This is a genomic window from Pseudoalteromonas sp. S1727 (assembly GCF_005886375.1).
Classification (GTDB): domain Bacteria; phylum Pseudomonadota; class Gammaproteobacteria; order Enterobacterales; family Alteromonadaceae; genus Pseudoalteromonas; species Pseudoalteromonas haloplanktis.
Map to the genome: position 1 here is coordinate 1 of NZ_PNDT01000049.1, position 15,153 is coordinate 15,153.

Annotated in this window: 18 protein-coding genes; 3 read left to right on the forward strand and 15 right to left on the reverse strand. The window is 40.3% G+C overall.

The window, feature by feature from the left end:
• Positions 1 to 554: 554 nt before the first annotated feature.
• A complete protein-coding gene (locus CWB85_RS12240) occupies positions 555 to 1,034 on the forward strand; it encodes an RNA recognition motif domain-containing protein (RefSeq protein ID WP_016710347.1) in 480 nt (159 codons plus the stop codon).
• On the opposite strand, the gene murI is transcribed toward CWB85_RS12240, so the two are convergent.
• Both murI and CWB85_RS12250 read right to left on the reverse strand, forming a co-directional pair.
• Entirely contained in the window at positions 997 to 1,794 is a 798-nt protein-coding gene (murI, locus tag CWB85_RS12245; protein ID WP_138555037.1) for a glutamate racemase, read from the reverse strand. The genes CWB85_RS12240 and murI overlap by 38 nt on opposite strands.
• 63 nt (positions 1,795 to 1,857) lie before the next feature.
• On the reverse strand, positions 1,858 to 2,979 hold the full coding sequence (locus CWB85_RS12250; protein WP_138555038.1) for a DUF5610 domain-containing protein: 1,122 nt from the start codon (positions 2,977 to 2,979) through the stop codon (positions 1,858 to 1,860).
• Positions 2,980 to 3,144: 165 nt separating this feature from the next.
• On the opposite strand from CWB85_RS12250, the gene trmA reads away from it, so the two are divergent.
• Positions 3,145 to 4,242, forward strand: a complete 1,098-nt coding sequence (gene trmA / locus CWB85_RS12255) for a tRNA (uridine(54)-C5)-methyltransferase TrmA (RefSeq protein ID WP_138555039.1) — start codon at positions 3,145 to 3,147, stop codon at positions 4,240 to 4,242.
• 12 nt (positions 4,243 to 4,254) lie between these two features.
• Here trmA and CWB85_RS12260 read toward each other — a convergent pair whose 3' ends face one another.
• From CWB85_RS12260 to ccoG, 5 genes are all read right to left on the reverse strand, one after another.
• Positions 4,255 to 4,704, reverse strand: a complete 450-nt coding sequence (locus CWB85_RS12260; protein ID WP_138555040.1) for a 2-thiouracil desulfurase family protein — start codon at positions 4,702 to 4,704, stop codon at positions 4,255 to 4,257.
• A 61-nt stretch (positions 4,705 to 4,765) separates the two neighbouring features.
• Positions 4,766 to 5,401: a thiol:disulfide interchange protein DsbA/DsbL gene (locus CWB85_RS12265; RefSeq protein ID WP_138555041.1), complete on the reverse strand. Its 636-nt coding sequence runs from the start codon at positions 5,399 to 5,401 to the stop codon at positions 4,766 to 4,768.
• Positions 5,402 to 5,419: 18 nt separating this feature from the next.
• Complete coding sequence (locus CWB85_RS12270; RefSeq protein WP_016710341.1) at positions 5,420 to 6,043, reverse strand: thiol:disulfide interchange protein DsbA/DsbL; 624 nt, start codon at positions 6,041 to 6,043, stop codon at positions 5,420 to 5,422.
• 27 nt (positions 6,044 to 6,070) lie between these two features.
• Positions 6,071 to 7,048: a serine/threonine protein kinase gene (locus CWB85_RS12275; protein ID WP_138555042.1), complete on the reverse strand. Its 978-nt coding sequence runs from the start codon at positions 7,046 to 7,048 to the stop codon at positions 6,071 to 6,073.
• A 68-nt stretch (positions 7,049 to 7,116) separates the two neighbouring features.
• A complete protein-coding gene (gene ccoG, locus CWB85_RS12280; RefSeq protein WP_016710339.1) occupies positions 7,117 to 8,547 on the reverse strand; it encodes a cytochrome c oxidase accessory protein CcoG in 1,431 nt (476 codons plus the stop codon).
• 289 nt (positions 8,548 to 8,836) lie between these two features.
• On the opposite strand from ccoG, the gene CWB85_RS12285 reads away from it, so the two are divergent.
• The gene (locus tag CWB85_RS12285; protein WP_016710338.1) at positions 8,837 to 9,196 is read left to right on the forward strand and encodes a hypothetical protein; all 360 of its coding nucleotides are present in this window, start codon (positions 8,837 to 8,839) and stop codon (positions 9,194 to 9,196) included.
• Between the two features lie 205 nt (positions 9,197 to 9,401).
• Here the strand turns inward: CWB85_RS12285 and CWB85_RS12295 are convergent, their stop codons facing one another.
• The 8 genes from CWB85_RS12295 to CWB85_RS12330 are packed head-to-tail and all read right to left on the reverse strand — an operon-like array spanning position 9,402 to position 15,140.
• Complete coding sequence (locus CWB85_RS12295; protein WP_016710336.1) at positions 9,402 to 10,022, reverse strand: UPF0149 family protein; 621 nt, start codon at positions 10,020 to 10,022, stop codon at positions 9,402 to 9,404.
• 17 nt (positions 10,023 to 10,039) lie between these two features.
• Positions 10,040 to 10,798 (reverse strand): type II secretion system protein N, encoded by a 759-nt coding sequence (locus CWB85_RS12300; RefSeq protein WP_016710335.1) that lies wholly within the window; start codon positions 10,796 to 10,798, stop codon positions 10,040 to 10,042.
• Between the two features lie 3 nt (positions 10,799 to 10,801).
• Positions 10,802 to 11,275, reverse strand: coding sequence for a type II secretion system protein M (locus CWB85_RS12305; protein ID WP_016710334.1), 474 nt, complete (start codon positions 11,273 to 11,275; stop codon positions 10,802 to 10,804).
• Positions 11,272 to 12,480, reverse strand: coding sequence for a type II secretion system protein GspL (gene gspL / locus CWB85_RS12310; protein WP_138555044.1), 1,209 nt, complete (start codon positions 12,478 to 12,480; stop codon positions 11,272 to 11,274). The genes CWB85_RS12305 and gspL overlap by 4 nt, the downstream gene beginning before the upstream one ends.
• On the reverse strand, positions 12,477 to 13,472 hold the full coding sequence (gene gspK, locus CWB85_RS12315) for a type II secretion system minor pseudopilin GspK (RefSeq protein WP_138555045.1): 996 nt from the start codon (positions 13,470 to 13,472) through the stop codon (positions 12,477 to 12,479). The genes gspL and gspK overlap by 4 nt, the downstream gene beginning before the upstream one ends.
• Positions 13,462 to 14,160, reverse strand: a complete 699-nt coding sequence (gene gspJ, locus CWB85_RS12320) for a type II secretion system minor pseudopilin GspJ (protein ID WP_016710331.1) — start codon at positions 14,158 to 14,160, stop codon at positions 13,462 to 13,464. Before gspJ ends, gspK begins: the two co-directional genes overlap by 11 nt.
• Positions 14,161 to 14,538 carry a type II secretion system minor pseudopilin GspI gene (gene gspI / locus CWB85_RS12325; RefSeq protein WP_016710330.1) on the reverse strand — a complete coding sequence of 126 codons (378 nt, stop codon included), beginning with the start codon at positions 14,536 to 14,538 and terminating at the stop codon, positions 14,161 to 14,163.
• Positions 14,538 to 15,140, reverse strand: a complete 603-nt coding sequence (locus tag CWB85_RS12330) for a prepilin-type N-terminal cleavage/methylation domain-containing protein (RefSeq protein WP_138555046.1) — start codon at positions 15,138 to 15,140, stop codon at positions 14,538 to 14,540. The genes gspI and CWB85_RS12330 overlap by 1 nt, the downstream gene beginning before the upstream one ends.
• Positions 15,141 to 15,153 lie beyond the last annotated feature (13 nt).

Sequence of the window (15,153 nt, forward strand, 5' to 3'; positions counted from 1 at the left end):
ATTGACTGTGCTGAATAATTACCGAAGTAACTATTCTGTTGGTCACTCAGTTTCAATTGAGACTCTAAATTTGTTTGCGTCATCTAGCGAACTAGAATCTGCTGTTAGAACTCAATCTGTACGAGTGCCCACACAGATGATTGCTTTATATTGTTAAAGAACGTTGCGACCTTGTCGCTAGGGATGCGTATAATACATCCTTTATTTTTCGAGTCAACACTTAATTTAAAGTTTCTTTCGATGATTTAAACGTAAGTTTTATTTAACTCTGTGAGTAGCGTGCTTCGCTATGCGATGCGCTCTGCCGTCTCAGTGGGGTCGCATTATAGGGAGATCCAAAAACAGATCAACACTTTTTTGTAATCTTTTGATCGTTCGCTCAAAAAGCATGCAAAACCACTAAAAAAACACATTAAAGCCGCTTTTTATGCACTTTTTTTGCTGCAAATTAAATAATTTCACACAAATAACATTGCTATGTTCATTTATCGCGTTAAGATAGCAAGTTCACAATGTTAAATTAATGTTTATTTCCTGTTTATTGGTAGATCAAAATGAAATTACCCGATCAAAAATCTCTTATCTCTTCAGTTATCCTTGCTGTTATTGGTTTCGTTATAGTTAACTTTGCACTTTCAAGCTTACAATTAAGTCCTGCACTATTATTTGCTGCTGGTTTATTAATTGGTGGTGTGGTTATTGCTGCAATGTCATCTGACGATGTTGAAGATGCCGAAGTAAAAACAAAAACACTTTATGTTGGCAACCTTCCTTATCGTGCAAATGAAGGCGTAGTTCGCACTTTATTTGAAGAGCAAGGTAAAGTATTTAATGTTCGTTTATTAAAGGATAAGAATACTGGCAAACGTCGTGGCTTCGGTTTTGTTGAAATGGCAGAACTTGATGCTGACAACGCCATTGCTAAATTAAACGATAGTGAGTTTCAACAGCGTACGTTAAAGGTACGTGAGGCAAAACAAAAACAAGATGATGAATCTAGCTCTTTTCGTTCTGAGTCAGATCAGTCAGCGTAACTAGCTCCACCGGTTGCTTATCGATATAAATAGAAGCCGTTGCGTAAAAATGCAGCGGCTTTTTTTTATCTACCGCTACTTCAGGCCTTTTTTCAGTTGCTAATAAAGTTACAACTCTCTTTGCAATTGCAGCCCCTGAATCAAGTAGCCTAACAGCTCCCGCAAAATAGTCATTAATGCCATGAGTTAGGAGCGGGAAATGTGTACATCCTAAAACTATGACATCCACACTATGATCAATTGCTAACCTATCTAGTTCGGCGGTTAGTTTATTCTGGTCTAGTTGCTTATTTAAGTAAGCCTGCTCTGCAATATTAACCAACTCTACACTTGCGTATAAATGAACAGTTACATCCTTTGCATACTCTTGTATTAATTGCTGCGTATAAGCACTTTGTACTGTTGCAGGTGTTGCTAATAATGCAATATGCTTTGATTGAGTTATAAGTGTGGCGGGCTTTATTGCAGGAACAACACCTACAATAGGGATACTCGCTAGTTTCCTAACGGCTGACAGTGCGGCTGTTGAAGCGGTGTTGCAGGCGATAACTAAGATATCAACGGCTAATTGATTAACCGTTATATAATCGAGCAAAGCGCTTAAGCGATTAATGATAGTTTGCTGGCTCTGTTTACCATAAGGTAAATAAGCATTATCCATAAAATAACTAAATTGCACTTCAGGGAGCGCACATCGAATATGTTCAAGTACTGTAGTGCCACCAAGGCCAGAGTCAAAAACCAAAATATGTGCAGACAAACTACTCGCCTCGTATTTACTTTAAGCGAAGCAGTTTGCCATGCAGTTAAGCAGAAATAAAGCTTACGCTTCGCTGTCTGTCGCGGCTGAACGTAGCTTATTCATTTGCTCAAACATTGATTTAGTATATTCAACCAACTTGCCAACTTCTTCTTTATCTTGGTTCAACCATTGTAAGATACCCGCAAGCACATTTTGTAAACCTAAATCACCTGCCTTATTGAAGGCTTCTTTTAAATCATCATTAAATGGGGCTATTTTTTCAGCAACTTTTTTCTCTGGGGCAGGTTTATTTTCTTCATAGCCTTTTATTGCAGCGAAGGTTTTGGTCTGCCTTAAATCCATTGAAAACGCCACCAGCTGTTCATTACCAAGGCTTAGCTCTTGTGCTTGTGCAAACGCCTGCTCTAAATCGCCACCAAAAAAGGTTTGGCTCACACTTTGAAGATCCTCCATTAAGGCATTTATTGCCTCTTGCTCGTCTTCATTTAAATCACCATTGACCGACATACTAAAGGACAGTTCACGTGATTGTGATGATTCACTAGCATAACCTTCGTTTTGACCATTACGTTGATAACTACTTGCAGATTGTTGTTTAAAGGCATCAGCAAAGCTAATCGTCACTTCATCACCCTCTGCAGTGGTAAAGTTATATTCTGCGTTATTACTTAAACTTAAGTATTGTGCTTGGCTCACACTCACAGACTCAGGTTTTGGGTTAAATAAGTTTTCTTCAAATTCATCAAGGCCACTAAAAATACCTGCTTTTGATTTTTCGATGCCTTCTTCTATTTCGTCATTTAAAACCCCTGTGCCTTTGAGCTCTTCATAAGCATCATCGATACCTATTTGCACACCTTTGCGTGCATCACTGAGCATCCCTTTGAGTTTGTCATCATCGGCACCACCGGCTTGTGCTTTTTTAACCGCACCCGTTACAAAATCCAGTACATTTTTGACAGTTTCTTCAAAATCGAATAACGGTTTGTCTTTTTTCTCTTCAGCGACAGGTAAACCCAAAGCTTCAGCCATTTTATCACCTAATACTTTTGCGGCTAACTCCCTACCACGTTGCTGGTAACTATCTTGGGGAGACTGTATTGTAGGTTGCTGTAATGCACCTTTGTTACTGTATTTATTGACATTGTTATTTGGAACAAAGCCAAAGTTACCAATTTTCATGATCCGACTCCTATAGTTGCATTCTTTAGTATCGGCCTAAAAATAAATAACTGAAGCGAAATGTACAAAAAAACAGCACCTTTCATTACGCAAAACTAGACAAATACTCCCTGCCCCCTACAATAGCGCCGATAAATAGCTTAAAGATAGAAGGTAGTGGGCATAATGGCAGTTATTAAGATCGATACATCAATATACGATGCGCAATTAAGCGAAAAAGAGCAGCGTATTATTGCGCAATTCCAACGATTTGGGGTTGAGCAATTAGAAGTATTTGGCTCAGAGCCTATTCACTACCGTCAACGCGCTGAGTTTAGAGTGTGGCATGATGGGGATGATTTATTCCATATTATGTTTGACCAAGCTACCAAAGAAAAAATTCGTGTAGATACCTTTGATCCAGCAGCACCGCTGATTGGCGAAGTTATGCAAGCGATGATCGAAAATTTAAAGGGTTGTGAGATATTACGCCGCAAGTTATTTCAAATAGATTATTTATCAAGTCTCAGTGGTGAAATTCTTGTAAGCTTGCTTTACCACAAACCATTAGATGATGAATGGCTAACAGCCATTAAAGCGTTAAAAGTGGCGCTGAGTGAACGCTTTAAAATTGATTTTATTGGCCGTGCCCGCAAACAAAAAGAAGTATTGGGTGATGACTATGTTACTGAACGTCTAACCGTTAATGGTCAAGAGCTTATTTATCAACAAGTAGAAAATAGCTTCACCCAGCCTAATGCTGAAGTAAATATTAAGATGCTAGAGTGGGCCCAGGATTTATGTAAGCCATTAAAAAATGATTTGCTTGAGCTGTATTGTGGCAATGGTAATTTTTCGATTGCATTGGCAGGCTCGTTTAATCGTGTGTTAGCTACAGAGATCTCAAAGTCATCAGTGCACTCTGCACAGTACAATATTGCCAAAAACAAGGTGACTAACTTAGATATTATTCGCATGTCTAGTGAGGAGTTCACTCAAGCGATGAATGGCGAGCGCACGTTTTCACGCTTAGAGGGTATTGATTTAACAAGCTATAACTGCCAAACCATTCTAGTTGACCCGCCACGGTCTGGCATGGATACACTCACTTGTGATCTAGTCGCTAACTATGAAAGCATTATTTATATTTCATGTAACCCAGATACTCTCGAGCGAGACTTAGAGCACTTAACTCGTACTCACGAAGTTAAGCGCTTCGCAATTTTTGACCAATTCCCTTACACCCACCACATAGAATCAGGGGTGTTTTTACAACGTAAGTAACAGAAGGTTTTATCATGCCAGTGCTTGGACTAGCGCTGGCATTTGCTGCTCACTATACACTTCAATGCCATGTTGAGTTAACAATGCAGCTGTCAGGCCCATCCCCTTAACCTTAGTGCCACTGTGCGAACCATCATAAATTGTGTTGCGGCCACAAGAAGGGCTTGATTCCTTTAACAGCGCAAAACGAATATTGTGCTGCTGGCAAAGTTGCAGCGCTTTGCGTGCACCTAACTTAAATTCAGCGGTCACATCATCACCTATATTGGTAATCACTTTATCATTGCTGATTTCAGCAGGATCTCTGGGGGTAGGTAAACCACCAGCAACCTCGGGGCAAAAAGACACGATCAGCTTTTGCTGTTGCCAGGTCATTATTTGCGGATGAAGTAATTGCACTCCCGTGCCGTCGTAACGCACAGGAGTGCCAAGCAAACAGCTTGAAATGAGTATTTTTTCCATTGTATTTTCACCACTAACAAAAAAGCTCCGCGTATGGAGCTTTTTATACAGCTAACTAGTTTTATTTAGCAGCTAAATAGTTAATTAGTTTACTAATATCTTCAGGCTCGGTAATTCCTGATTCACGCCCCAAGTTAAGCTTATATTTACCATTTACGATAAAAGTGGGTACACCACGCAGTGCGCCTTTATCTTTATAGTAATCTTGGTCACGCTTCATTTTTGAGCTCATAGTACGTACTGAAAAACTTTTATAAAGTTTGTCGAACTTATCGCCGTCAACGCCTTGGGCTACGAATACATCTTTAACATCCGCTAATTCATTAAACTTAGCACGCTTAACATGAATATGGCTAAACATAGCTGCAATGATGGCATCTTTTTGTGGTAACACTTCCGCAGTTGCTAATGCTTGAGAAATCATTTGTTGATTTTCAGGATCACGAACTCCAACAAAATCAACATGGCTCTTTTTAAACTCGACTGTTTTATCAAGCTTAGGCTTCACATCCGCTAGTAGCGCTTCATAGTTATTACACGCTGGGCAATAAAATGAGAAAAACTCTTTTACCTCAGGTTTTTTACTCGCTCGCTCGGATACAACATCATAATGCACACCTTCTTCGTATGTGGTTGCTGCATTTGCAGCTAACGGCAATAACAAGGCCAGCAATCCAGCTTTAACTAATTTGATCATCGGGAAAAACTCCAAAAATTATTGTTTTAATAAAAAGGCAACTAGCTCATCAAGCTGCTGTTGGCTCTTGATGGTATTGATATTAATTTTGTATTTATCGTTAACGATAAAAGTAGGTACGCCGGTTAGAGCACCCATTTGCGAGAATTTATTCTGCTTATCTTGCATGGCTTTTTCAGCAGCAATCACAGGCATGCTCGCAATTTCTTTATCAAACGTATCACTATCTATGCCGTTAACGTCAAGCAGTGCTTTAACGTCTTTAATATTATTTAAAGGAGCGCGTTTTACATGAATGCTGTCAAAAATTTGATCTGCAACTTGCTCACCTTTATTGTGCTGCTTAGCAATGATGTACGCATAACTTAGGTTGCTTTGCACTTCTGGCGCTAAACCACCTAAAAAATTAACATGATTTTTTACAAACTCAGTGCCTGCGGGTAAACTTTTTTCCATTGCTTTCGCAACGGCTTCAAACTTAAAACAGTGCGGACAATAAAAAGAGAAAAACTCAGTGACCTGAGGTGTTTTGCTTTTTTCAATTTTAAGTACTTCGTATTGATCACCCGCTTTAAAGTCTGCAGCCATCGCTGCAAAGGGTAAACATAACAATAATAAACTCAGTTTTAGTTTTTTAAGCATTGGACTCTCGTTTCGATATTTTAATAATTAGTTAGGTAGCAACTTTAACGGCGGCTCTTGCAATGCAGAGTATTGCTCTTTTAACGCTAAAATCTGTTGCTCCCAGTATTTGTCATCAGCAAACCATGAAAAGTTCCGCGGGAATGCTGGATCTTCCCAGCGTTTAGCTAACCAACCCATATAATGAATCATACGCATCGCGCGTAAAGGTTCAATCAATTTGAGTTGTGTGTGATCAAAATCACAAAATTCTTCATACGCTGCCACCAAGGTGTCTAACTGTAACAGTTGATTGTGTCGATCACCACTGAGCATCATCCATAAATCTTGAATCGCTGGTCCTTGGCGGCTATCGTCCAAATCAACAAACATTAACGCATCACCTGCCCAGAGAATGTTTCCAGCATGACAATCACCATGTAAGCGAATAGTTTCTACTTGCTGATAGAGTGACTTCGTTTTAGCAATCACCATATCCAAAATAGTATAAAACGCAGTGGTTAAACTACTAGGCACCAGATTACTGTTTTGCAACTGAATTTTAGCTGTATCTAAATACTCATCACATCCTATGACCGGACGTTCACTAAAAACATTTCCTTTCGCTACCTGATGCATTCGGCCAATTAAACGCCCAAGTACATCTAGCTGATCAAGGTTATCCATTTCAAAGATACGCCCACCAACACTTGGAAATAGCGTAAACAGGTAGCCATTATGCTCAAATAAGCTTTCGCCATTACGGCGAATAGGGGCAACAACGGGTACTTCAGCATCAGCTAATTCAAATGTAAAACTATGCTCCTCCAGTATTTGCGCCTTACTCCAGCGTTCTGGGCGATAAAATTTCACCACATAACGCAGGCCATCGTCTGCTTTAAATTGATAAACACGGTTTTCGTAACTATTCAGTGCGAGCAAGCCCGATTCGGCATAAATACCAATACTTTCTACCGCATCTAAAATCGAATCTGGGGTAAGATCTACAAAACTAAATTTACTCATAATTCTCATCAGTTATAAAAAAAGCGAGAACATCCCGCTTTTTATGTGCTTATCTATAGTGTACTTAACTATCGCGCTTTAAAGAAGTTACTCGGCTGCGATATTTGTGAACTAGGGTCGTTCGTCGGCGACAACACAAAGCTAAACTCTGTCATTGGCGCTTTCAAATCATAAGGGTCCATGACTAAAGACAATGGCACATTATGCGATTCCCCTGCCTGCACGGTAAAGGTTTGCTTACCTATGTATTTAAAATTCTCCAATCCTTGCACTTTGATATTAAAGGTTTGCTCGTATTGCGCTTTGTTGATCACCTTTAGTGTATAGGTATTTTCAACAAGACCGTTAAAATCAACTCGATATAGCTGATTACGATCGCGAATAATATCTAAGTCCATTGGTTTGCGCATCACGATATTGGCCACCAGCGCCGCACTCAGCACCACTAAAATAACACTGTAGCCAATGATTTTAGCCCGCAGCGGATTGGTTTTATTCTCTGGTGTTTCTAAATTACGCTCTGTGGTATAAGAAATCAGGCCGCGTGGATAGTTCATTTTATCCATAACCCCATCACAAGCATCGATACAAGCACCACAGTTAATACATTCTGCTTGCAAGCCGTTACGTATATCGATCCCTGTTGGGCACACTTGGACACATAAGTTACAGTCAATACAATCGCCTAAGTTAAGCTCTTTGGGGTCTTGCTTACGAGAACGAGGGCCACGGTTTTCCCCACGCTTTTCGTCATAACTTACTGTGTAAGTGTCTTTATCAAACATTGCTGATTGAAAGCGTGAGTACGGACAGATATGCAAACACATGATTTCGCGCATCCAACCTGCATTACCATATGTACACACAGCAAAGAAAATAATACTAACTAATGCATAGCCACCAACATTAAAGGTTACAAAATCAGGAACGAGCTCACGAATGGGCGTAAAATAACCAACAAAAGAAATAGCAGTATAGAGAGAAAATGCAACCCAACTAGTATGTTTGGCTGTTTTGCGCCAAAACTTATCAAAGTCCATTGGTCGTTGATCAAGCTTTTTACGTTGATTTGCAGTACCTTCAAACTTCTCTTCAAACCAAATAAAAATAAAGGTCCAGACTGTTTGCGGACATGTGTAGCCACACCACACCCGGCCATAAAAAGTGGTAACTAAAAATAATGCAAATGCAGCGAGCATGAGAATAAATGCGAGGATAGTGAAATCTTGCGGCCATAACGTTAGCCCAAAGATATTATATTTTTGACCTATAAGATCAAACAACACGGCTTGCTGGTCGTTAAAGTTTATCCATGGCAAAGCCATAAACGCTAACATACCTAAAAAGCCAATTCGTTGTCTTAATAACTGGTGCAATCCCGTTACCGCACGTACATAAATACGATTTCGGGGGTTAAACCTATCCTGATGGGAATGCAGATCGGGCTTTTCGATCTTTACCTCACTCGGAATATTCTTTACTTTTATTTGCTTGTCCATCGAAGTTCCTCAACGCCGCTTGGAGAATGAAAGTCAAACAATCAAATGCAATTTAAATAGCGAATCACTGCGCTTATATTTAAAAGTAGTGCAAACTGAACCACAACGCCGTAAAAGTTCAGAGATTTCTGAAAAATCTAATTGTTCCTGTCCATTATACCTACAATTGATAAAAATGCTGAAGTTGATCGCTAATAATTTATTCATCTAACTTACTTGCTTTACAAAGGGGCATTTTATTACACTGGTGGTCAATTCGTACCCGTTCAGATCAAAGTTTACATACAATATGAAAAAATTCCTTGTACTTGTAGTAGTGATACTCGCCCTATTCACAATTGATCACCCCATGATAAAAGAACCCAGAGAAAAACTGCTGGGGGAAGGCGTTGGTCTGTTAAGTAGTGCTAGTAAAGTAAACCGTGGGCCAGCCGCCAGCATGGCAAAAAATCGTATTAAATCTGAATTAACACTCTCAGAAACAGAATTAGAATACCTTGAAGAAACCATGCAAACCGATGAGCAGTTACAACTATTCCATACTCGTTATTGCCGTAGTAAAGATCTCAATTTATATTTTTACGAAGACCGTTTAAATACAGTGTGTGGCATTGCAGCGACCGCACTGGCGGAACGTAGAGGTAAATAGTGGACTTTTCAGCATTAACAAAAAAAAGTAGCGCGTCTTTTAATCAGCATAAAAATTTACTGAAGAAGCTCGCGAAAGGACACACTGTAAAATGTGAAGTATGCCATGGCATATTAACCTTGGATTTAAAAACTCAACAACCCGGCCAAGGGGTTGCTAAATGCCAGAAAGGCTGCACAGAAATAATGTTGGATTTAGCGTAACGCTAGCTCCAACTTTCTTCTTCATCGCTATAAAGGCCACTTTGCACTGCAATTATCTCTATTAGCTCTGCAAAGCCTAATGCAAAGTCTCCCATTACAGCAAATTGCTGCAGACTTAACTGTATCTCACTAAGCTGATTTTGCTCCGCAATAGTTGTAATTAGCTGAGGTTCTAGGGCAAAAAAACCTAAACTCGCATAAGCGGTTTGCAATGCATCAACTAGCTCGGCCGTAAGGGTATCAGCTTGCATTAGCTTATCTATATAGCTTTTAGCACCTTGTACAAACCCCTGGCACCATTGTTGGCACTCGTGTAAATCTAGGTAACTGTCATCTTCGCCATTAACTTGCAAACTAACAGGAAGCTTAAATCCCGTCTCATACACCTGCTCACTGATCTGATGATATAAAGCCATAAAGGCAAACAGCACTTGTTCTTCTAGTTGCCCGTTGCTGTTTGGTACTATTTGTTCAAGCCACTCATGAACATCTAATGGTTCTGGTGAGCATATTACCGCAAACAAGTAACCCTTACTTTGCACTAAGCTCATGGCACCGTCATGACTGGCTAAATATGCATTTAGCTGCTGAGCATGTTGTACTGAAAACTCTGGGATTTGCATATAAAACCTAATCTTGCCTAAAAGTTTAGTGGATAACGGCCATTACTATCTGCGCGCCCCAAAAATTTAGCTGCATCATGTACTTCTTTTGGTAGTGATGCTTCAGGCTTAATAAAGCCTGCGACTTTGAAATCTAGATTAGCCTTTAAGGTGGCGTCCGCTGCTAGACCTAAACGATTTTCTGGATCAACCAACACCGCAATGTCGCCTGATTTACAACTTAACTTGCCACTTAATGGACCAACACTAAACCAACCTGACAGCCCCTGTACATCTATATTTGGGCTAGCAATCTCACCGCTTAACGCCTCACAATAAGGTTGTCCTGAATTGTATTGCTCTAGTTCAACAATAACTCTGCCTTTAGCATTAATAGGTAACGGCAATTGTAAGCGCTGCATCGCACGTTCAACACTTAGGCGTAAAGTTGCATCATTTAATGCCACTGCTTGATTCAATAGACCATAACTAAAATCGCCGCGACCAGACATTTCATCGGTATTGCGTGCATCACCAAACTTTATATTGCCTTTGAGCCGTCCACTAAACAATGCCCAACCTGAAATATCCCAGCTTAGGTTATTAATTTGCTCTCCCTGATAACGCAACTGCATGATCCGCCCCTGCCAAATGCTGCCCGAGGCTTGACCAATTTGCAGATCTTTTGGTAGATAAGGGTTTGCTAAATTAAGCGCAACGGCAGCAGGGGTCTTTAATAATGCAAAAAAAACAAAACCGAACAAAAACACTACTATTATAATCGCTATTTTTTTCATTATTTACTTCTCTAATACCAATCGGCTTACACGTACATAGCCTGGTTTATCGTCGCGACTAAGATCTAAATTTTCAATCAATACGCCTTTTGTATTTACTAACTCATCCAGCCACTCTACAAGTTTATTAAATTGTACAGAGTCGATGGTTAACCTAAGTGACTCGTCATTAGGTTGCATTTTACTGATAGTAATATTATAGCGACCACGAGTGGCATTCACTATCTGGCTCAAATTTTGACTGCTTGTCACTGTGCGTGCATTGCCAGCTTTTAGCTTCACGATACTGCTGTCAACCCAGGTTAATAACTCTTGCTGTTTAACTTGGTTCTTTTCAGCTTCTGCAATAGCATTATTTAATGGTCTAAAAATTCCCATGACTAAAATAAAGATAACAAAAATAACCCCAGCAACCATTACCAACTGCTGCTCTTGCTCTTTTAAGCTATGCCACTGTTTTAAAAGTTGTTGCTTCATGCAGCACCTCGTAGTTTGATTTCACCGACTACAAAGTCGCCATCATTATTCAATGAGCCTTGATCAACCGTTAGACCTCGCTGCTCGAGGATTGACTTAACTTTACCAAATGTTTGGAAGTCTTTACCACGGGCACGGATCCGAAGTTCATTACGACGTTGATCATAACGTAATGTTTCAGGGGTAAACTCTTTAACTTGGCTAAATACACCGACAAGCTCATTGGTTAAATCGAGGAATCCAGCACTGCTACCGCCTTCTAATTTAGCCAGTTCACCTTGAATTTGGTTTTTAATTAAATGTGGGCGCACAGTCTTGCCAGGAAAAGCAGCTTGGTAACGCGAAACGACTTGTGTTTTAGCAACCTCAAGATCGCTATTTAACTTATGCAACTCAAAGCCTTTTACTGCAACAGAAGCAACTAATGCAATACTGGCTGCAATGGCTGCACTTTGCCAATACCCCCACCATAACGCGCTTTTCTTTTTCAGTTGATACTGACCTTGGCGCAAGTTGAACTTAATATTTGGTAATTGCTTTGCAAATAATGCCAGTGGCAAGTCATAAGCATCCGTCTGTGCGCTTAGTGTAACTGTTTCTGGAAATTGTGATGCGGGACTGTAATGAGCAACATTCGGATGACCAAGCGCAGTTAAATACTCAGCTAACCAGCTTTGCTCTACCGCACTAATTCGCCATGCGCCTTGTTTACATAACCATTGGTTATTAAGCTCAATAACACTGAGTCCATCACCTTGTGCATCAGGTAGCAATAATGCATCAGGTAACAATTTAAACACCTCAATGTCATGCTCAGCAAATACCGCTAACCAAGCTTCAAACCAGTCTCGATCTGTCATGGCAACTTTAATAGCGTGCTTATCTGCCACCATAGTAGGTTCAGCAGTGGCAATGAATAAGTCATCTACATCACATGCAATTTCTTCTTCAAGCATATACGGGAGAGCTTGCTCAAGCTTGCGGTTCCACTTTGTTGGTAAAATTACCGTTTTTAGTTGCACTTGATCACAAGGCAATAATACGACAACTTCACGGCTCTGTGATTTTTCAGCGAGTTCATTCAGTTGCTCAGCGTTAGGTAATTCGCCACTGGCAATGATTTCTTGTTCTAATGGTGAATAAATCAGCCAATTAATACTTTCTTGTTGAGTTTGACCCGTACGGATCAACAGTATTTCAGTCACTGTACGCCTCCAAATTTTCGCGCCAGTATAGTTACCTCGCCATCTTTGGCTTGCAGTAAAGTGGTCATCGAAAAACGCAGATCAACAAATTTAGCCTGCGTTTGTAGTTTAAAATATTCGCTTTTTATAGTGAACAAGTTCTCAACCGACTTAACATTTTGTGCCCCTTGTTGGTTAACCTGTTCAAAAAATTCTTCAATATCTGTAAAGCCATCTTCTGGGCGAGCAGATAACACACTTTGTGCTCCTGATTCACTCAAACCATCAATCAGTGCACTCAATAATAATGCTTGTTCAGGATCAATAGTATTGACATTAATCGCTAATAATTCGCTGCCCGGTATCACACACACATAAGGCAATACTTTTTCCATTACTAAAGGATTAAAGCCCTTCACTAAACGCAGCTCCGAGGTAGATGCAAAATAACTATTCGCCGTCATATAGGGTGATTGACGCGATAAGTACTCGTCTTCTTCCGCACCTGAGCGATAAGTAATACTGTCTTCATCGAGCCAATCGTATACACTGTCTGCCATTGCTTCTTCAGATTCTTCTGCTGGCAAATTTTCTATATTTTCCAATAAAGCCAATAACGCCGAATGAGCAGGATTAGTTTTATTCGTACTTCCACTGCCGGTTTGCGGGGCTTGAGCACGTAAAGCATTAAGGTTCAAACACGCCTGCAAATCGGTGATTTTCCCTTGCAAAGTACCATTATCAACAGGATAAGGTACATCGCCTTGTTGTGCCCATATTTGTTTCAAGGTAGTTTTGTCTGGGTCGTCTTTTTTACTTTGCAAAATTGCTTTTATGGCAAGCTCCTCAGCAGCATAGGCATACCATTTAGCTTGTTGATGACCTTGTATATTGGTACTTTTTTGCACTTGAACGAGTAAATTGGCACTCATCTCGACCGCTAAAATTGACGCTAAAGCAACAATAAATAATACAATAATTAGCGCAGCACCACGGGAAGACTTAATTGCCATTTTCATCCTCTCGCTGATTTTGCCCACCATTGTTATTACTGCCATTGCCGCCCACAGTATTATTGCCTGTAGGTACTTGCACTGTAACTTTACCATCACCTGGAACTAAAAACACACGGCGAATAGGCTCAGCTTCTATTTGCTGTATAGTAACCGCAACCGCCTTTGGCAATGCTTTAATTTGCCATTGCTCTTGCCATTCATTCTGGTCATCTAAAAATTCAAATTTTAGATCTTCGATATCATTTAGAATCACTTGTACACGCGGCTCAAGGTTATCGAGCTGATCAACATAAACTCTGTAGATACGTTCAAGGTTATCATCTACAACCCGATACCCGACGGCTTGTAATTCTGAGCGTGGCAGTAAGTTAATTGGGTTAACCCAGCCATCGCGCACAAAACCAATACCGTCGTACTGGCTGTCTAATGTGTAACGCCCTGCGAGTAAGTATTGCTCTTGTATATCACCCGCTTCATTGCGCACTTCGCGCTTAGTCATTTGACTAAAGTCTTGGTCCATTAATCTAAAAGCGGTTTGTAAGCCATTTAACTCAGCAATTTTTTCATCCGATGCATCTTTAGCTTTGGTGGTCGAATCAAGGATTTGGTGGGTAGCCAACACCACGAAGGCTAAAATACCCAGCGCTACCATCACCTCCAAGAGTGTAAAACCACGCTGCTTCACTTACTTACTGCCTTTATTTAGATAGCTACTTAGCTCATAAACTGAGTGCTCAAGCTTTTCATCACTAAATACATTAATGGTGACTTTTACAAAACTTTTATCTGCTGTCACTTCAGTGTCTTGTCGCCAATACCAGTCTATACCGGCCATTGTTTCAGTGCCTTTCGCGCCATTTTTGCCTTGCCACTTTTCACCTAAGGTGCGCTGTTCAATCAATACATTTTCAGCGACCCATGAAGCATATGTTTGCTCTTCAAGGCTTGATAAATGATTAATGTGCTCACCTGTCGCTTGCATCGCAGCAATCCCAGCCATAGCGCAAATACTCAGCGCCACCATAACTTCTAGTAAGGTAAAACCTTGATTTTTGTTATGCATTATTCTGGCTCTCTGCGTAAGTTCACTGGCGCCGAAAATTCCCCCTCAATGAAGTACACAGGGTCTTTTTCGTCTTGTAATTCATAGATAAGTTGAAATGCACTGACTTCACCTGAGGATAAAAGTAGTACTTGTGGAATTTTCATTTTTTGTAATTCGAGTAAACTTTCGTCGTCGCCGCCACTCATGAGCTCTCGCCAATTAGATTGCTCTAATAAATTATCCTGTGACCAAGCTAAATCGTCTAAATTAAGCGTTAACTTTAAACGTTCATCGACAGTGATTGGCGCAAACAACTTTTCACGGTCAAAGGTAACCCACTTTTCACCATCAAACACTAAAAACTCGAACGTATTCTTATCTAAGTGAAAGCCGAGTTCAACTTGATTTAATATTGCAAATTCAGAGGCCATATTAATCGTGGTATGCAGTCTCAGCGCTTGTTTATCCAGCTCGTCTTCATCACCACCGTCAAGGCTGTATACCACCATTTTTGTGGCAAAGGCAATCACCACTAGTACAACTAAAATTTCAATTAAGCTAAAGCCACGACTTGGTGACTTTAGCTTTGCAAAGCGCGACTCATTGCAGCTTAATAACATGCTAAGCTCAATA

Excerpts from the sequence above, each read along its gene's own strand:
- gspI (WP_016710330.1), bottom strand. The coding sequence starts at position 14,538 with ATGCATAACAAAAATCAAGGTTTTACCTTACTAGAAGTTATGGTGGCG.
- CWB85_RS12295 (WP_016710336.1), bottom strand. The coding sequence starts at position 10,022 with ATGCAAATCCCAGAGTTTTCAGTACAACATGCTCAGCAGCTAAATGCA.
- gspK (WP_138555045.1), bottom strand. The coding sequence starts at position 13,472 with ATGGCAATTAAGTCTTCCCGTGGTGCTGCGCTAATTATTGTATTATTT.
- CWB85_RS12240 (WP_016710347.1), top strand. The coding sequence starts at position 555 with ATGAAATTACCCGATCAAAAATCTCTTATCTCTTCAGTTATCCTTGCT.
- trmA (WP_138555039.1), top strand. The coding sequence starts at position 3,145 with ATGGCAGTTATTAAGATCGATACATCAATATACGATGCGCAATTAAGC.
- CWB85_RS12330 (WP_138555046.1), bottom strand. The coding sequence starts at position 15,140 with ATGTTATTAAGCTGCAATGAGTCGCGCTTTGCAAAGCTAAAGTCACCA.
- CWB85_RS12265 (WP_138555041.1), bottom strand. The coding sequence starts at position 5,401 with ATGATCAAATTAGTTAAAGCTGGATTGCTGGCCTTGTTATTGCCGTTA.
- CWB85_RS12300 (WP_016710335.1), bottom strand. The coding sequence starts at position 10,798 with ATGAAAAAAATAGCGATTATAATAGTAGTGTTTTTGTTCGGTTTTGTT.
- CWB85_RS12305 (WP_016710334.1), bottom strand. The coding sequence starts at position 11,275 with ATGAAGCAACAACTTTTAAAACAGTGGCATAGCTTAAAAGAGCAAGAG.
- CWB85_RS12250 (WP_138555038.1), bottom strand. The coding sequence starts at position 2,979 with ATGAAAATTGGTAACTTTGGCTTTGTTCCAAATAACAATGTCAATAAA.
- CWB85_RS12270 (WP_016710341.1), bottom strand. The coding sequence starts at position 6,043 with ATGCTTAAAAAACTAAAACTGAGTTTATTATTGTTATGTTTACCCTTT.
- CWB85_RS12275 (WP_138555042.1), bottom strand. The coding sequence starts at position 7,048 with ATGAGTAAATTTAGTTTTGTAGATCTTACCCCAGATTCGATTTTAGAT.
- CWB85_RS12285 (WP_016710338.1), top strand. The coding sequence starts at position 8,837 with ATGAAAAAATTCCTTGTACTTGTAGTAGTGATACTCGCCCTATTCACA.
- CWB85_RS12260 (WP_138555040.1), bottom strand. The coding sequence starts at position 4,704 with ATGGAAAAAATACTCATTTCAAGCTGTTTGCTTGGCACTCCTGTGCGT.
- ccoG (WP_016710339.1), bottom strand. The coding sequence starts at position 8,547 with ATGGACAAGCAAATAAAAGTAAAGAATATTCCGAGTGAGGTAAAGATC.